The following is a 14,453-nucleotide window of genomic DNA, read 5'->3' on the forward strand; positions in this document are numbered from 1 at the left end:
GCCTCCGGTTTCCGGTGCTTGCGAGGTAGGTCGGCGTGGGCTCACCGCTCAGTTTCGGGTCGGTCCGACGACAGCTGACCCGACGCCGGGTCGGTAGGCTGGGAGGATGCCGACCCCGCCCAGCCAACGCGATCCGATCGCGCGCTGGGCGTCTCCCGTCATCGGCGGCGTGCTGGGCAGCCGGGCGGCCAGCTACAGCAGGACCTGGTTTCAGAGCGCGCAGATCTTCCTGCTGAGCTCGGCGGCCATGTTCGGCATCGGCCTTTTCGTGCAGGCGCCGTGTTACGGCAACGGCTGGGTTGAGGCGAAGAAGTTCACCCGGGTCTGCTCGACCCCGCTGATTGACCAGTACAAGCTCCTGGTCGCCCCGGTCAGCTCCGAGCAGGTGATCACATCGCCTGCTTCGGGCACGGCCAGTGGTGCGGCGGCCGGATTCGGTGCTCCTGGTCATGAGTTGCTGTTCCGGGCCCTGGCCACCCTGGTGCCCGATGGCAGCCTGACGGCGCAGAGCCGGTGGTTCTTCGTCATCGCGATGTTCGTCATCGCGCTGGGACTTGGATTCGCGGTGCTGGCAACCGCTCGGATTCTTGGCGATGACAGGCGCTGGCAGCTCGCCACGTTCGGGCTCAGCGCCGTTCTGCCGCTCGCCCTGCCGCAGTCCTTCACCATCGTCGCGATCGCGCTATCGCTGTGGGGGCTGATCTTCTGGCTGGGCGCGACCCGGCGCGGACGCAGCCCGATGCTTGGCGGACTATTGATCGGACTGGCAGCCCTGTTTTCACCCTTGGCGATGCTTTTCGCCTTGGCAATAGTCATCCACAGCGCGAAACAATGGTCTAAACGCGGCGGACAGGCACTAATGCTCGCTGGTTCCGCGACAGTCGTACTCGCAATTGGCTTCCTGCTGACGCCGGATCGTTTCCAGCGACTGTCCGGCATGCTGGACGACCCGGTCGGGCCGGGCTCGCTGGTCTGGACACTCATTCCGTTGCACATCTCGGCGTTGCCGAATATCGGGCTGGTACTTGCCGGAATCGGCATCGCGGCGACCCTGGTCCTGACCACGGCGCTCGCACTGGCAAGCCATCGGCAGTGGGGAATCGCGCCGATCTTGTTGCTGCTGTTCGCCGGTACGTTCCTGGTGCTTCCGTCGCTGCCGCCACAGCTGTCCTTATGGTTCGTTCCGCTGGCCTGCATCGCCGTGCGGGACTGGCGGTTGCACCTGCCGTGGATGCTCATCGAGGTCTTCTTCGTGATCTGCCTCTCGCTCTACCAGCACGGCGACGTCGTGGAGAACAAGGGCGGCCCGCTGTGGGCAGTCGCAGTGTTCATTGTGCTGAGGCTGGCGGCGATCACCGCCATCGCCGGCTTCGCGCTCAGCGAGCAGCTGTCCCGCGAGATTCGCCATCCGCGCACTCCAGCAGGATCTCGAGGCTTCGGGTAGTCTTCATTGCCACCTCTTCGCCGGCATCCGTGCGGCTGATTCCATCCGCCGAACCGGAGACCAGAAGCTCCCTCGCCGCGCGCAGAACGCCCCGTGCTGCGACCTCCCGCCGGCGCTCGTCAAGCGTCTCGATGTCGGCCACTTTGGCGAAGCCAACGATACGGCGGATAGCCTTAGCCCCGGCGAAGACGGCGGCATCCGTGCGTACCCGGTCGAGAAACTGCCGGAGCGTATCGTGTGACCACACCCGCGGATCCACCCGATCCGGCCACAGCGAGCTGAACTCATCCTCGAAGGCGTCCATCAGGTCCACGGGCAGCTGGGTCAGCCGGGCAGCCCGGTCTGAATCGCCAAGGGCGGCTGCCCGGGCGGCGGCGATCAGCAGATTCGCCCAGAGTGCGCCAAGATCAAAGCCGGTCGGACCATAGGCACCGAATTCGCTGTCGAAAGCGCGCACGGACGCCGGCTTGCCGTCGCAGGCGCGCACGAAGACCGATCCGGTATGCAGGTCGCCGTGCAGCAGCGATTCGGCCCGGGTCATGAACGCGAGCTTCGCCTCACCGATCGCCCGGATGGCCAGAGTGTCTGCCCGTAATGCGGCGACGTCCGGGGCATTGCCGGGCAGCACGCTGTTGTGCGGATGCTCGATGAAGGGTTCGGTGAACACCAGATCTTCGGTGATCTGGCTGAGCTCGGGGTTTATGCCCTGAGCAATTTGTTTCTTGTGTTCCGCAGTATCCAGGCCGAAAACAGAGCTGCCGAAGGCGGTACGCGCGACGTAGCGCCCGATCTCGGTCGCGGCTTGGGGATGAATGCGACCCTCGTTCAATTCGGCCCGCCAGACGGCGTGATCCGAGAGATCCTCAAGCGCCAGTACATAGTTGGCATGGTCGAAATGCAGCAGTGCCGGCACGTGTTCGGCGTCCAGACGCTGGTGCACCGAAAGCACCCGCGCCTCACGCGCTGACCGCTCGCGAGTCATCTCCCAACTGGGGTCGGTGCGCACGTGCGGCAGTGACTGCTTGAGCACGAGCGAACTGCCAGCGCTATCCCGCACGATGAACACCAGGTTCAGGTTGCCGTCACCGACCTCGTCGATTGACGTCAGTGCTTCGGGATCGATCCTGCAAGCCAGCTCGGGCACGACCCGCAAGTAGTCGGCAACCGTTTCAGTGCTGAGCTGCCTTGGTGCGCTCATCATTTCCTTCCCGGTGGCTCGTGAGGCAATAGCGGCCTAACCCTAAGCCGACGAACCAGCACGGCGTGAGTTCATGACGAATTGTTACTTCGCAAGGCCCTGAAATCCGCGTGACTTCGCGGCCAGCGCGTAAACCAACGACCAATTTCGGGCAGGAACTTCCGTAGGTGATGCACAATGAGGCAGATCCAATCCGACCTAGAGGAAGACCGCACCGTGACCTTGTTGACAGTTTGGCCCGACTCCGACCCGGGCACGACAGTGCTGCGCACAACCGATGCGGCCGAGATCACGGCCCACCTGGCCAGCCTCGGCGCACGTTTCTCACGCTGGGAACTCAAGGAACTGAGCGCCGACCCGAGCCAGGAGGAAGTTCTCGCTGCGTACCAAGCCGAGATCGACGCCGTTAACGCGAACGAGGGTTACACGCTCGTCGACGTGCTCAAGCTGCAGTCCGAGGGAAATCCTGAATACGAAGAGCAGGCTGCCGCGGCGCGGACCAAGTTCCTGGACGAGCACCAGCACGACGACGACGAGGATCGGTTCTTCGCCCGGGGCTCCGGCATCTTCTACCTTCGGGGCAATGGCACTGTCAGCGCGGTGTTCTGTGAGGCCGGCGACCTGATTTCCGTCCCGGCAAACACCACGCACTGGTTCGATATGGGCACCCGGCCGGAATACATCTCGGTGCGTTTCTTCCACGAGGAAGAGGGCTGGGTAGGCCACTTCACCGGCAGCGGCATCGCGAAGAACTTTCCGACCTACGACGAAATCGCCGCGCTCCGCTAACGCTGGGCGCTGGGCTGGGCCGGTCGAGCCGGGGCTTGGCTGACATTTGCAGGAGCCGGCGTTGAAAAGCGGGCCGAATGTGTTCGCCTGGTGAGAATATGCGGGTTACCAGCCGGTAAGCGGCTGCAAATGTCCTGTTCGGAGGTTGGTTCGCAGTTACTGGCGTGTAGCTCCTGCTAATGACTTCCGGTTCAGGGGACCGTGAAGCGGAGAGACCATCGCGCGGCCGATTCCGACAGCAATGGCACCCGCAGCTACCGCGGTGGCGACGACCGCCACAATCGGAGGCGGAGCGAGCGTCATTGCGAGGACGGCCCACATCAGCCCGACGATGACGGCAGCAATCACGCCGTTGCCCAAGAGGCCACGTCCGAGCCCTAATTCGCGAAGGGCTGCCCACCTCAAACCTTCGAGGACAACCTGGCCGGTAATCGCACCATAGACCGCACCGACGATGCCGGCGAATACGATAGCGAGGACGGCGTCTGAGGTGTACAGCTTGGCCTCCGGCGCGTGGACGATCGACTGGATCGCCAAGACCCCCATGTAGGCAACACCGCCCAGCAGGCCGATTACAGCACCGATCACTGACACTCCGGCTCGGGTGGGCCAGGACTTCAAACGAAACCTCATTTATTCATTATCTCCGCACCTCCCCGGGAGACATCTGCGGGACGGCACCTATCGGCAGCTCGTCTGGGCTGGTCGCTAACCCGGGGCTAACCCGCTGCCGGGCCGACATTTGCGGGAGCTGGCGGTGAAAAGCCGGACGGATGTGTTCGTATGGTGAGATTATCCGGGTTACCGACCGGTTAGCTGCTGCAAATGTCGTTCCGGGCCTCGCCATGGCGGCCTGATGCAGGCAGCTTGCCGCAGGACACGCTGACGCTAGGACAGCTTGATGTGTTGCTGGGATCTGTGCTCGTGCCCAGGCCGGGTCAATTAGGCGGTTCGTGTGTCATTGGTCCGAACTCATTTGATCTTCCGCTGGGGGAGTCTCGCCCGGTGGAACGCCCCCACCGGGTTCAAGTCCGGTGATGTTGTCGTTAGCGGGGTCGGGATTCGCGGAATCTGCCTTGTCCTCTGACGGTTGTTCGGATCCCGGCTGATCAGGGTTCTGCGGGTCTTTCTCCGGATGGTAGCTGGACATTGAGACTCCTGTGCACGCGGTAAGAGGGTGGCAGCAAGCGCTGCCTGGTCAGCAACCGCGTACCCCGAACAGGGGCCGCTTATGCGTCCCAGGCAGCACGAACGTCGGGCCGAGGATCGCGAGCTGGGTGTAAGAACGGGTCTGAATGTGCGCGCGTTCTTGCATCGCGTTCGCGCTCTTTCCCGCTCCCGAGCACAAAGCTCGCGTTCTTCAGTGCTGCGAACCAGCTGTCAACGCGCTCAACCAACTGTCGGCGCTGCGAACCAGCTGTCGACCGAGTCTGCTAGCTATAGGCGCTCGGCGTCGGGTAGACGCCGGTCAGCTCGTAGATGCCGACCTCCTGCGCCTTATAGGCCACCGGGTCGTGCAATGTGATCGTCCGGGCGTTCCGCCAGAACCTGTCGAACTGCGCGCTTCGGGCCGTTGCCCGTGCTCCGGTCAGCTCGAAAGCCTTGGATGTCGCCTCCAGCACTGCGCGGGTGGACGACACCTTCGCCGCGGCAATCTCAATTGCCGCCTCACCTCGAGCGTCGTCGCTCAACTCCCAGCCCGTCTCCATCGCGGCAATCAGCCGTTCGGTTGCCCGCCAGGTCAGCGCATCCGCGGCGCGCACCTGGGAAACGAGCTCACCGTGGGTCGTCCGGATGTAGGGATCCTCGGTTGCCAGGTCCACCCCAGACGTCGCCCATGGCCGGGTCTTGGTTCGGGTGTATTCAGCGGCGGACTCCAGGGCGCCTTCCGCGATCGCCACGTGCAGGTGGCACAGCACTGCCTGGAATAAGAGGATCGATAGCGAACCGCGCGGGCTCTGCGGGTCGCCGGTCTGCTCATTGCTGCCGAGCACGCACTCCGGAGCCACGATGGCGTTGTCGAAGATCACCGATCCGGATGCGGAAAGTCGTTGACCGATGTTGTCCCAGTCGCCCGGATGGCTGACGCCGGACCCCCTGCCGTCGATGACGATCGCCAGCTTCTCGCCGGTGTCGGCTCGGGTTCCGCTGGCGGTAATCCGGTCGGCCACCTCGGCTCCGGTGGCGAAGAATTTGCGACCGGAGACCAAAAAGTTTCGACCGTCCGGCATCAGGGTGAGCCCGGCGTCACGTGGGTTGCCGGCTCCACCCCAGAACAGCTGCCGGGCAGCTGTTTCCTGCTCGAGCGCCGCGATCGAATCGGCATTCCGATTCAGGTTGATCCGCCAGGAGTTCACGTAGTGGTAAGCGAGCGCGTGGCCTACCGATGCATCGACCCGCAAGATCGGGCGGATGGCGGTCAGCAGCTCGCGCCATCCGAGCCCGATGCCACCGCGTTCGGCAGGAATCAGGGCCGGAAGAATGCCGGCATCGCGAAACAACTCCACCTCGGCATGCGGGGCGAGTCCGGCCAGCTCGCGGGATTCGACATCCGCTGCCAGCACGGCGGCGAGCCCTGCGCACGCCGCCGTGAAGTCGGCAGGGGAGGCGGGATGTTTCGGCTGCTGAGACGGCTCTGGCGCCTGAAGATGCTTGGACACAGCCAAATTGTGCCTAATCCTGGGAAGAAAATGGCAATTGCGTCTCACGATAGGGACAAATGTTTCAGTATGTGACGCTGCTGAGGTTCTCCGGCTGATGGATACCAGACGATTATTGTGCCCAAAACCTTTCTCGGAGCGCGATAACTTCGCAGTGCGCTTCTCAAGTCTCGCTGAAGGAAAATGATGTTTTCAACCCGCGCTGCGCTCGTTACGGCGGTAGCCGCCCTGGCGCTCGTCACCTCCGGCTGCAGCAGTTCATCCGAGACAGCTGGCGAAGCCAAAGAGAAGTCGATCGTCCTGATCACCCCGACAGCCATCGGTTCCAACAACTTTCTCCAGCTGGCCAAGACCGGAGCGGAAGCTGCCGGCAAGGCCAACAACGCCGACGTGAAGGTTTACGAAAGCAAAGACCCGGCTAGCGTCCAGCAGAACATCGACGCGGCAGTCCGGGCCAAGGCAGACATCGTGATCGGCGTCAGCTTCAGCGTCCAGGACCAGTTCGATACCTCAGCGCAGGACAGCCCAGACCAGCAATTCCTCCTGGTGGACGCCTGCCCGGAGAAGCCGGCCGAGAACCTGACCTGCGCAAGTTTCAAGGAGTACGAATCCAATTACCTCGCCGGCGTGGAGGCTGGCCTGCTGACAAAGGCTGACAAGGTCGGCGCGGTTGCCTCGGTCGACACCCCGTTCGTGAACCGCTGGGTGACGCCGTTCCTCGATGGCGCCAAGAGCGTTAACAAGGACGTGAAATCTTCCGTACAGTACGTCGGCGGCGACAACCCGTTCGGCGATCAGGCCCGCGCCAAGGCCCAGGCCCAGGTCGTTGCCGACAGCGGAGCCGACTACCTCAACGCCGCCGCATCCGGCGGAAACTACGGCATCTTCGAGGCGGCAGAGGCAAATAAGGTCAAGGCCTTTGGCGTCGACACAAACCAGTGCCTCGATTCCCCCGGAAACGTCGTGGACAACTCCATCAAGCGGGTGGATGTCGCCCTGGAGAACTCGGTCAAGGACATCCTCGCCGGTAAGTCCGGTGACGTGAAGGTTTACGGCCTTGCAGAGAACGGCGTCGGGCTGACCGGCCTGGAAGAGGGCGTAGCGGATTCGAAGTGCCTTATCGCAGATCACCCGGACGTTATCGAGAAGGTGAAGCAGGTTCGCGATGACATTATTGCGGGGAAGATCACTGTGAAAGACCCTGTTACAGCCGGATGACCCACCCAGCAGTTGAGCTTGCGGGGATCAGCAAGGCCTTCGGGCCGGTCATCGCAAACCAGAACGTCGACCTGACCCTCCGACGGGGATCCATCCATGCCCTGATGGGCGAGAACGGGGCCGGCAAGTCAACCCTGATGTCGATTCTGTACGGGATTCATCGTCCCGACAGCGGGCAGATCCTACGGAATGGCTCGGCTGTCAGTTTCGATAACCCGCAGCAGGCAATGGCTGTGGGCTTAAGCATGGTGCATCAGCATTTCCGGCTTTTCGACTCGCTGACAGTAGCCGAGAACGTGGTGTTCGGCGCGGAACCGCGCCGCTTCGGCCAGCTCGACTCGGCCGCCGCCGAGCGGCGAGTCCGCGAGCTCGCCGACCAGTACGGACTCGCCGTCGAACCGGCGGCTCGGGTGGGCAGCCTGCCGGTCGGGGTCCGGCAACGCGTCGAGATCCTTAAGGCACTGCACCGGAACAGCGACGTCCTGATCCTTGACGAGCCGACCGCGTCACTGACTCCTGGCGAGGTGACTTCGCTGTTCGAGGTGATCCGCCGGGCCGCGAACCAGGGCAGCTCGATCGTCCTGGTCACGCACAAGATCCCCGAAGTGCTCGACGTCAGCGACGAGGTCACAGTGCTGCGCGACGGCAGGGTGTCCGGCCGGTTCCGCACTGCGGATACGTCCGCGGCAGAACTGGTCGAGGCGATGACCGGGCGAGTCGCCAGCCCTGCGCTGAATCCGGGTGGCGGCGACCGTGGGGAGCGGGTGCTCGAGGTCGCGGACCTCACTGTAAATATCGGTGGGCGGCGCAAGGTCGATGCCGCCTCGTTCGCCGTGCATGCAGGTGAAATCGTTGGCATTGCCGGCGTCTCCGGCAACGGTCAGCACGAGCTCGTCCAGGCCATCCTCGGCACCTTGCCGCGGCGGAGCGTCACGGGCTCGATCAGGCTTTCCGGAAATTCGGTAGCTACCGAGTCGGTGCGCCGCCGCCGCGGGCTCGGCCTGGCCGTCATCCCCGAAGACCGGCGCGGCGAAGGCAGCGCGGTCGAGCTGAGCGTTGCCGAGAACCTCGCGCTCGGCCACCATCGTCAACCACCAATTGCCGGCAAAGGCTTCTTCGGTAAGGGCTGGATGTCGCGCCGCAACCTCGCGCGCCGGGCCGGCCAGCTGATCGCCGACTTCGGGGTGAAGACTCCATCGGAGCAGACAACTGTCGGGGCGCTTTCCGGCGGCAACGCGCAGAAAGTCGTCGTTGCGCGGGAGCTCGGACACCAGGCACGGCTACTGATCGCCGAACAGCCGACCCAGGGCGTGGATGTGGGCGCAATCGAATCGATTCACCGCCGGCTGATCGACTACCGAAACTCGACCGGCGGCATTCTGCTGGTTTCGCATGAAATCAGCGAGCTACTCGCGCTTGCCGATCGGATTCTGGTGATGTTCGAAGGAAAGATCGTGGCAGAGTTTCCTCGCGCCGAGGCCACGTTCCATTCCATTGGCGGCGCGATGGCGGGTGCGGTCGATGCCTGAGCTGAAAGAAACTGACGCTATCGCCGAAGAAGCGTTGCCGTCGAAATCTGTGCTGGGTAGATCCGTGTTCCGGCAGCTGATTCGGCACCCTAGCCTGGTTCCGCTGGGCGCGGTGCTGTTGGCCGTGCTGATCGGCTCGGTGATCATGCTGTGCGCGGGCATCTCGCCGTTCGTGGCGTACCCGGCAATGGTTCGCGGCGCGCTGGCGGTGGAGAACCTCGATTACACGATCTCCGTTTTCACGCTGATCTGCGGCATGGCCCTCGCATTCGCCCTGCCATTGCGGATGGGTGAATACAATCTCGGCGGCAACGGCCAGCTGGTGTTCGGCGGCATCACTGCGGCGGCGATCGGCCTCTACGCTCCTTTGCCGGCCTGGCTGGTCATCCCGATCGCCCTGCTGGCGGGCGCCGTCGCGGGTGGCCTGCTGGCAGCGGTGGCGGGTCCGCTCAGCAGTAAGCTCGGCATCCCGATCATCATCACGACCCTGCTGCTCTCCACGCCGGCCGTGGCGCTGACCTCCTATCTGGTGCGCTTTCAGATCGGTGAGGCTGGCTCCGGCCAGGCGCAGACCGCCCGGCTTCCGGAAGCCGCGCGACTGCCTGGGATCGGCGATCTCGGCTACACCAACATCGGCCTGATCCTGATCATCGTGCTGCTGGTGGCATTCTGGCTTTTCGACAGTCGCAGCGCGCTTGGATATGAGCTGCGGGTGCTCGGCAGCAACGCCCGGTTCGGCGCCTACGGCGGCATAGGCGTCTCGCGGCTGGCCACCGGCTCGCTGGCAGTCGCCGGAGCGGTGGCGGGGCTCGTCGGGGCAATGATCGTTGCCGCCCCGCCGTACCGCTTCATCGATGGCGCGCTCATCTCGCCCGGATACACCTTCGCCGGGGTGGCTGCGGCGCTGCTCGCGGCCGGGCGGCCGGCTCTGCTGCCGCTGACCGCCGCGGTTTTCACCATCCTGCAGGTTGGTGGCAGCGGGATGGAGCGAGAGGCCGATGTGCCCAGGCAGCTGTCGGATGTCCTGCAAGCCGTCGTCGTCACGGTGTTGGCGCTGCGCACAGTCGTCGAGGCGCGCCGTGCCCGGATGCGGAGAGATGTCTGATGGACCTGTTCAACTGGGCTTTCGTTGCCGCCGTTCTGCTCGCCACCGCGCCGGTGCTGTACGCCGCGCTCGGCGGCGCGCTGTGTGCGCAGGCGGGAGTGTTCAACATCGCGCTCGAAGGCCAGATGCTGTGGGGTGCCTTCGCTGCGGTGGCCGGAAGCTACTACACCGGGAGTGCCTGGCTTGGTGTATTGATCGCGGTGCTGTCCACCGCGTTGTTCGCCGTCGTGCTGGCGGTGGGCTCGGCGCGCTGGAAGGCGGATCCGATCGTGATCGCGATCGGCACCAACCTGTTTGCGCTGGGTGTGACCGGCTTCCTTATCCGCGTGTTGTTCGACGTCAACGGCTCCTTCGCCCCACAGGGCCTTGCCGGCCTGGGCACCTTGACATTCCTGGCCGACGTGCCAATCCTCGGCGAGGTATTTGGCCGCAACTCAGCTCTGGTACCCCTTGCCCTGCTGACCGCCGTCGCTGTCGCCTGGTGGCTTGGCCGGACGCCTGCCGGCCTGCGGCTGCGCGGGGTAGGGGAGCACCCGGAAGCGGTTGCCGCCCTAGGCTTAAGCGTCGAGCGCTATCGGATCGCGGCAATTATCGCCGCGGGGGCCCTGTGCGGCCTCGCCGGCGCTCAGCTGTCGCTGGGAAATGTCAGTCTGTTCACCGAGAACATGACGGCCGGCCGCGGCTGGATCGCCGTCGCCGCCGTGATGATCGCGGTCAACCGGCCACTTCGAGTCGCCGTGGCCTGCCTGGGCTTCGGCGCTGCGGAGGCGTTCGGCTTTCGCCTGCAGGGCATCGGCGCCCCGCAGCAGCTCGCCGATGCCGCCCCGTATGTGATTACCCTCATCGTTCTGGTGATGGCACGTGGCCGAACAGCGATGTTTCCCGCAAGGGTCGCGGCAGAAAAGACCCCGGCAGACAAAGACCCGGCAGAAAAGGCTTCGGCAGAAAAGGTGGACACACAACGATGAACGCGCCGGAACCAACGGCCACCCTTGACCAGTCGATTCGGCTGCGCGGGAACACAGTTCAGATCCTCGATCGCCGGGTATTCCCCGAGCAGTTGCACTGGGTCGATTGCGCAAATCCCGCCGAGGTCGCCGCCGCCATCCGCGACATGGTCACCCAGAGTTCGGGCCCGCTGTACGCCGCCTACGCGGGGATGGCGCTCGCCGCCCGGCAGGCAGCCGACCTTCCGCTGGATGACGCCCGGTCACGCCTGGTCGAGGCCGGGGAGCTGCTGGCGAACGCCCGGCCGACCAATAACCATCCCAAGGAGGCCGTGCGTTTCGTCCTCGACAGCCTCGACGGTGCAACGACGACGGCGGAGCTGGTCGCGCTCGCCGAACGCGCGTGCCGACTCGGCGACGAGCGCTATCGTGCCCGCAGCAGGGCGCTGGCGGAGGCCGCGGTCGACCTGATCCCGGACGGCTCGAGAATCCTGACGCACTGCTGGATGGACTCCTACCTGATCGAGCTGGTCAAGGCGGCAGCCCGCGCCGGACGACGCTACAGCTGGGTCGCCACCGAGACCCGTCCCTACCTGCAGGGTGCCCGGCTCACCTCGCACACACTGCGTGAAATGGGCGAACAGGTCACCCTGATCACTGACGGAATGGGGGCCGCCGCGCTCGCCGCCGGACGCGCTGAGCGCGAGCGGCAGTCGAATCCCGGAGCCGACGGCGGTGACACGCGGAATCCCGAGACCGACGGTGCGCGGCAACCTGAGCCCGACGGCGCGCGGCAACCCGAAACCGGCATCGGCCGGATCGATGCCCTCGTCACCGCCGCCGACCGGGTCAGCATGGATGGGCATGTCGTCAACAAGGTCGGCACGCTTGGCCTGGCCGTGGCGGCGAAGGCCTTCGGTGTCCCCTACTACGCGCTCGTCCAGTCGCCGGATCGGGGCGCGCCCACCGGTGCGGACATCGTGATTGAGCAACGCGACCACTCAGAGGTACTCGAAGTGCTTGGCCGGCGGACGGCATCCGTCCTGGTCACCGACGCCTGGTACCCGGCATTCGATGCCACGCCCCCCGAATTCGTCACCAGTGTCGTCACCGATCGCGGAGCATTCGATGCCACCGCGCTCGCCGACTACTACCGCAGCTAGGAGACTCACATGACCAGCACCGAAGGTGCCACCACTCACCACATCATCGTCGATACAGACACCGGCATCGACGATGCTCTCGCGCTGCTGTACCTGCTGGGAAAGCGGAACGTCGAGGTCTCGGCGATCACGAGCGTGTACGGAAACACCCCGGTCGAGGACGCGGTGACAAACATCGGCCACGTGCTCGATGTCGCCGGCCGGCCGGACATTCCGGTTGCTGTCGGCGCGGCCGGCCCGATTGGCGGTGAGGCCCGGATCGCCGGCTACGTGCACGGCAAGGATGGCCTCGGCGACGTCATCGCAGACCGGGTGCCGCCGCGGAATGTTGTCTCGCAGAGCTCGGCGGAACTCCTCGTCGAAATGGCCCGCAGCCGACCCGGCTACTACGACCTGCTGCCGGTCGGCCCGCTGACCAACCTCGGGCTGGCACTTGAGCTCGAGCCGAACCTGCTGTCCCTGTTCAAGTCCGTCGTCGTGATGGGCGGATCCGGTCCATTCCCGCCGCTGGGCGTAGCCCAGATGGTCGATGCAAACATCCACAACGACGCCGAGGCGGCCCGCCGGGTCTTCGCCGCGCCGCGCGAGCGACTGGTGATGGTCGGCGTCAACGTCACCGCTGGCACCATCGTCGACGAGCATGCCGTCGCCGCCCTGCATAAGTCGGGGACGCGCACCGGTGAATTCACCGGGCAGATCCTCGAGGCCTACATGGATTTCTACCAGCACGCTTGGGGCCGCCGGGTCTCGCCGGCGCACGATGGCCTGGCGGCCGGCCTGCTGCTGCACCCGGAATGGATCCGGGAATCCCGGCTCGGCCCGGTCAACATCACCAGCGACGGCTTCGCAATCCGGGCGCACCTGATGGAAACCTATGACGGCCTCCCGGTCACTTGGCCGGTGGAGTCCGCACCCGACACGGTCGTGGTGACGGATGTCGACCGGCGAGCCTTTCTCGCTGACTTCGTTGGCACCATCGTTCACGGAGAGCGTCGGTGACCGACCAGCCGGTAGCCGCTGACAGTCCCCGTGATTCTGCCGTTGCTGAAACGCCGGCCGCAGATAGTCCAACCGCCGAAGCCCCGGCCGCGGACTACGCGCTGCTGGGCGACGCCGATGACGTGATCGGCTACCTCCGGGAGCATGATCTGCTGCACCTGCTAGCGGGACCCTCGGGCGAAAACGGCGCCGAGCCGGCGGACGGAAACGCCGAGCCGGTGGATGCCGGCATCGTCGTGCACGAGGTGACCGCAGGGAACATGAACCGGGTTTTCATCGCCCGCCGTGGCGGACGGGGAGTCGCCGTCAAACAGGCTCCGCCCTGGGTGCAGGTGGCCGGGCCGGACTGGCCGGCCGACCCTTCCCGGTCGGCGGCCGAGGCTCGGGCTTACGACTACCTCGCCAGGCTGACGCCGGAAGCCGTGCCGACCATCCACTACTTCGACCAGGACCAGCACGTTCTGGTGATGGAGGATCTTTCGGATCTTGAGGTGCTCCGTGACTTCTTCGTCGCCGAGGTGGCTTCGAGCGGCCCAGGCGGTTCTCCGGCTCTGGGCGGTACCGGAATCGACATCGCCGCTGTCGGCGAGGTCGTCGGCCGATTCATCGGAGAACTCAGCTTCGCCACCAGCGATATCGGCATGGGTAGCGCCGACCGGAAGGCCCTGATAGCGGCGGCGGTGAATCCGGACCTGTGCCGGATGACGGAAGACGTGCTGCTCGACGAGCCCTATCGTGAGCACGAGCACAACAAGATCCCGGCCGGCTTCGAAGCAGACGCCCGGGCGCTTTATGCGAACACCGAGTTGCGCCGTGAGTTGTCGGTTCTGCGCCATCGCTTCATGTCGTGCGCGCAGGCGTTGCTGCACGGAGACCTGCACTCCGGCTCGGTGATGGTTGGACGACGGGATTTGGCGCAGGTCACCACTGTCTTCGACCCCGAGTTCAGCTTTGTCGGCCCGATCGGCTTCGACCTCGGGCTGTTCTGGTCCAACCTGTCGATAGCCGCCGATGCTGCCCGGGCGGTTGGCCTGGATTCTCTGGCCTGGCAGCGGGATGCCGCTATCGGCACATCCTGGGGCGCTTTCGTCTCGGCGTGGCGAAAGCACTGGTCGGAGCGAGCGGATACCGTTTTCAGCGATGATTACCTTGAAGTCTTGTTAGCAGAGGTGTTTTCGGATGCGGTCGGGTACGCCGGGATTGAATCGGTGCGCCGGGTCGTTGGGTATTCACACGCGGCTGATCTGGAATCATTGCCGGATTGGGCGCGTGCCGGAGCCCAGCGGGTGGTGCTGAATCGCGCCGTCCGCTGGATCACCGGCCGGCATGACTACGCCTCACCCGCCGAACTGACTGGTGCCGTTCTTTCCCCGGCCGGTACCACGACCGAATGAAAGCAGG

13 protein-coding genes are annotated in these 14,453 nt (G+C 65.0%); 9 read left to right on the forward strand and 4 right to left on the reverse strand.

Translation table 11 applies throughout. The features are described 5' to 3' along the window. The first annotated feature begins 106 nt into the window (after positions 1–106). Positions 107–1,444, forward strand: coding sequence for a hypothetical protein (locus LWF01_RS17250; protein WP_349638603.1), 1,338 nt, complete (start codon positions 107–109; stop codon positions 1,442–1,444). Here the strand turns inward: LWF01_RS17250 and mtnK (LWF01_RS17255) are convergent. Beyond that, entirely contained in the window at positions 1,377–2,642 is a 1,266-nt protein-coding gene (gene mtnK, locus LWF01_RS17255) for an S-methyl-5-thioribose kinase (RefSeq protein WP_349638604.1), read from the reverse strand. The two genes, LWF01_RS17250 and mtnK (LWF01_RS17255), sit on opposite strands and share 68 nt — an antisense overlap. Before the next feature lie 177 nt (positions 2,643–2,819). On the opposite strand from mtnK (LWF01_RS17255), the gene LWF01_RS17260 reads away from it, so the two are divergent. Beyond that, positions 2,820–3,431, forward strand: coding sequence for a 1,2-dihydroxy-3-keto-5-methylthiopentene dioxygenase (locus LWF01_RS17260; RefSeq protein WP_349638605.1), 612 nt, complete (start codon positions 2,820–2,822; stop codon positions 3,429–3,431). 156 nt (positions 3,432–3,587) lie between these two features. Here LWF01_RS17260 and LWF01_RS17265 read toward each other — a convergent pair whose 3' ends face one another. From LWF01_RS17265 to LWF01_RS17275, 3 genes are all read right to left on the reverse strand, one after another. Further along, positions 3,588–4,064, reverse strand: a complete 477-nt coding sequence (locus LWF01_RS17265; RefSeq protein WP_349638606.1) for a hypothetical protein — start codon at positions 4,062–4,064, stop codon at positions 3,588–3,590. Positions 4,065–4,389: 325 nt separating this feature from the next. Then, the gene (locus LWF01_RS17270) at positions 4,390–4,581 is read right to left on the reverse strand and encodes a DUF6480 family protein (protein WP_349638607.1); all 192 of its coding nucleotides are present in this window, start codon (positions 4,579–4,581) and stop codon (positions 4,390–4,392) included. A gap of 283 nt (positions 4,582–4,864) precedes the next feature. Continuing rightward, complete coding sequence (locus LWF01_RS17275; RefSeq protein WP_349638608.1) at positions 4,865–6,091, reverse strand: acyl-CoA dehydrogenase family protein; 1,227 nt, start codon at positions 6,089–6,091, stop codon at positions 4,865–4,867. A gap of 183 nt (positions 6,092–6,274) precedes the next feature. Here LWF01_RS17275 and LWF01_RS17280 point away from each other — a divergent pair, with 183 nt between their 5' ends. From LWF01_RS17280 to mtnK (LWF01_RS17310), 7 genes are read left to right on the forward strand one after another with little or no spacing between them, the layout of a single operon-like run. After that, on the forward strand, positions 6,275–7,309 hold the full coding sequence (locus LWF01_RS17280; protein WP_349638609.1) for a BMP family ABC transporter substrate-binding protein: 1,035 nt from the start codon (positions 6,275–6,277) through the stop codon (positions 7,307–7,309). Further along, positions 7,306–8,838: an ABC transporter ATP-binding protein gene (locus tag LWF01_RS17285; protein ID WP_349638610.1), complete on the forward strand. Its 1,533-nt coding sequence runs from the start codon at positions 7,306–7,308 to the stop codon at positions 8,836–8,838. The genes LWF01_RS17280 and LWF01_RS17285 overlap by 4 nt, the downstream gene beginning before the upstream one ends. Then, positions 8,831–9,943 (forward strand): ABC transporter permease, encoded by a 1,113-nt coding sequence (locus LWF01_RS17290; RefSeq protein WP_349638611.1) that lies wholly within the window; start codon positions 8,831–8,833, stop codon positions 9,941–9,943. The genes LWF01_RS17285 and LWF01_RS17290 overlap by 8 nt, the downstream gene beginning before the upstream one ends. After that, positions 9,943–10,911, forward strand: a complete 969-nt coding sequence (locus LWF01_RS17295) for an ABC transporter permease (protein ID WP_349638612.1) — start codon at positions 9,943–9,945, stop codon at positions 10,909–10,911. The genes LWF01_RS17290 and LWF01_RS17295 overlap by 1 nt, the downstream gene beginning before the upstream one ends. Next, on the forward strand, positions 10,908–12,053 hold the full coding sequence (locus LWF01_RS17300) for a translation initiation factor eIF-2B alpha/beta/delta subunit family protein (RefSeq protein WP_349638613.1): 1,146 nt from the start codon (positions 10,908–10,910) through the stop codon (positions 12,051–12,053). The genes LWF01_RS17295 and LWF01_RS17300 overlap by 4 nt, the downstream gene beginning before the upstream one ends. A gap of 9 nt (positions 12,054–12,062) precedes the next feature. Next, a complete protein-coding gene (locus LWF01_RS17305; RefSeq protein WP_349638614.1) occupies positions 12,063–13,052 on the forward strand; it encodes a nucleoside hydrolase in 990 nt (329 codons plus the stop codon). Then, the gene (gene mtnK / locus LWF01_RS17310) at positions 13,049–14,446 is read left to right on the forward strand and encodes an S-methyl-5-thioribose kinase (protein WP_349638615.1); all 1,398 of its coding nucleotides are present in this window, start codon (positions 13,049–13,051) and stop codon (positions 14,444–14,446) included. The genes LWF01_RS17305 and mtnK (LWF01_RS17310) overlap by 4 nt, the downstream gene beginning before the upstream one ends. Positions 14,447–14,453 lie beyond the last annotated feature (7 nt).

This window comes from Saxibacter everestensis, from assembly GCF_025787225.1.
Classification (GTDB): Bacteria; Actinomycetota; Actinomycetes; order Actinomycetales; family Brevibacteriaceae; genus Saxibacter; species Saxibacter everestensis.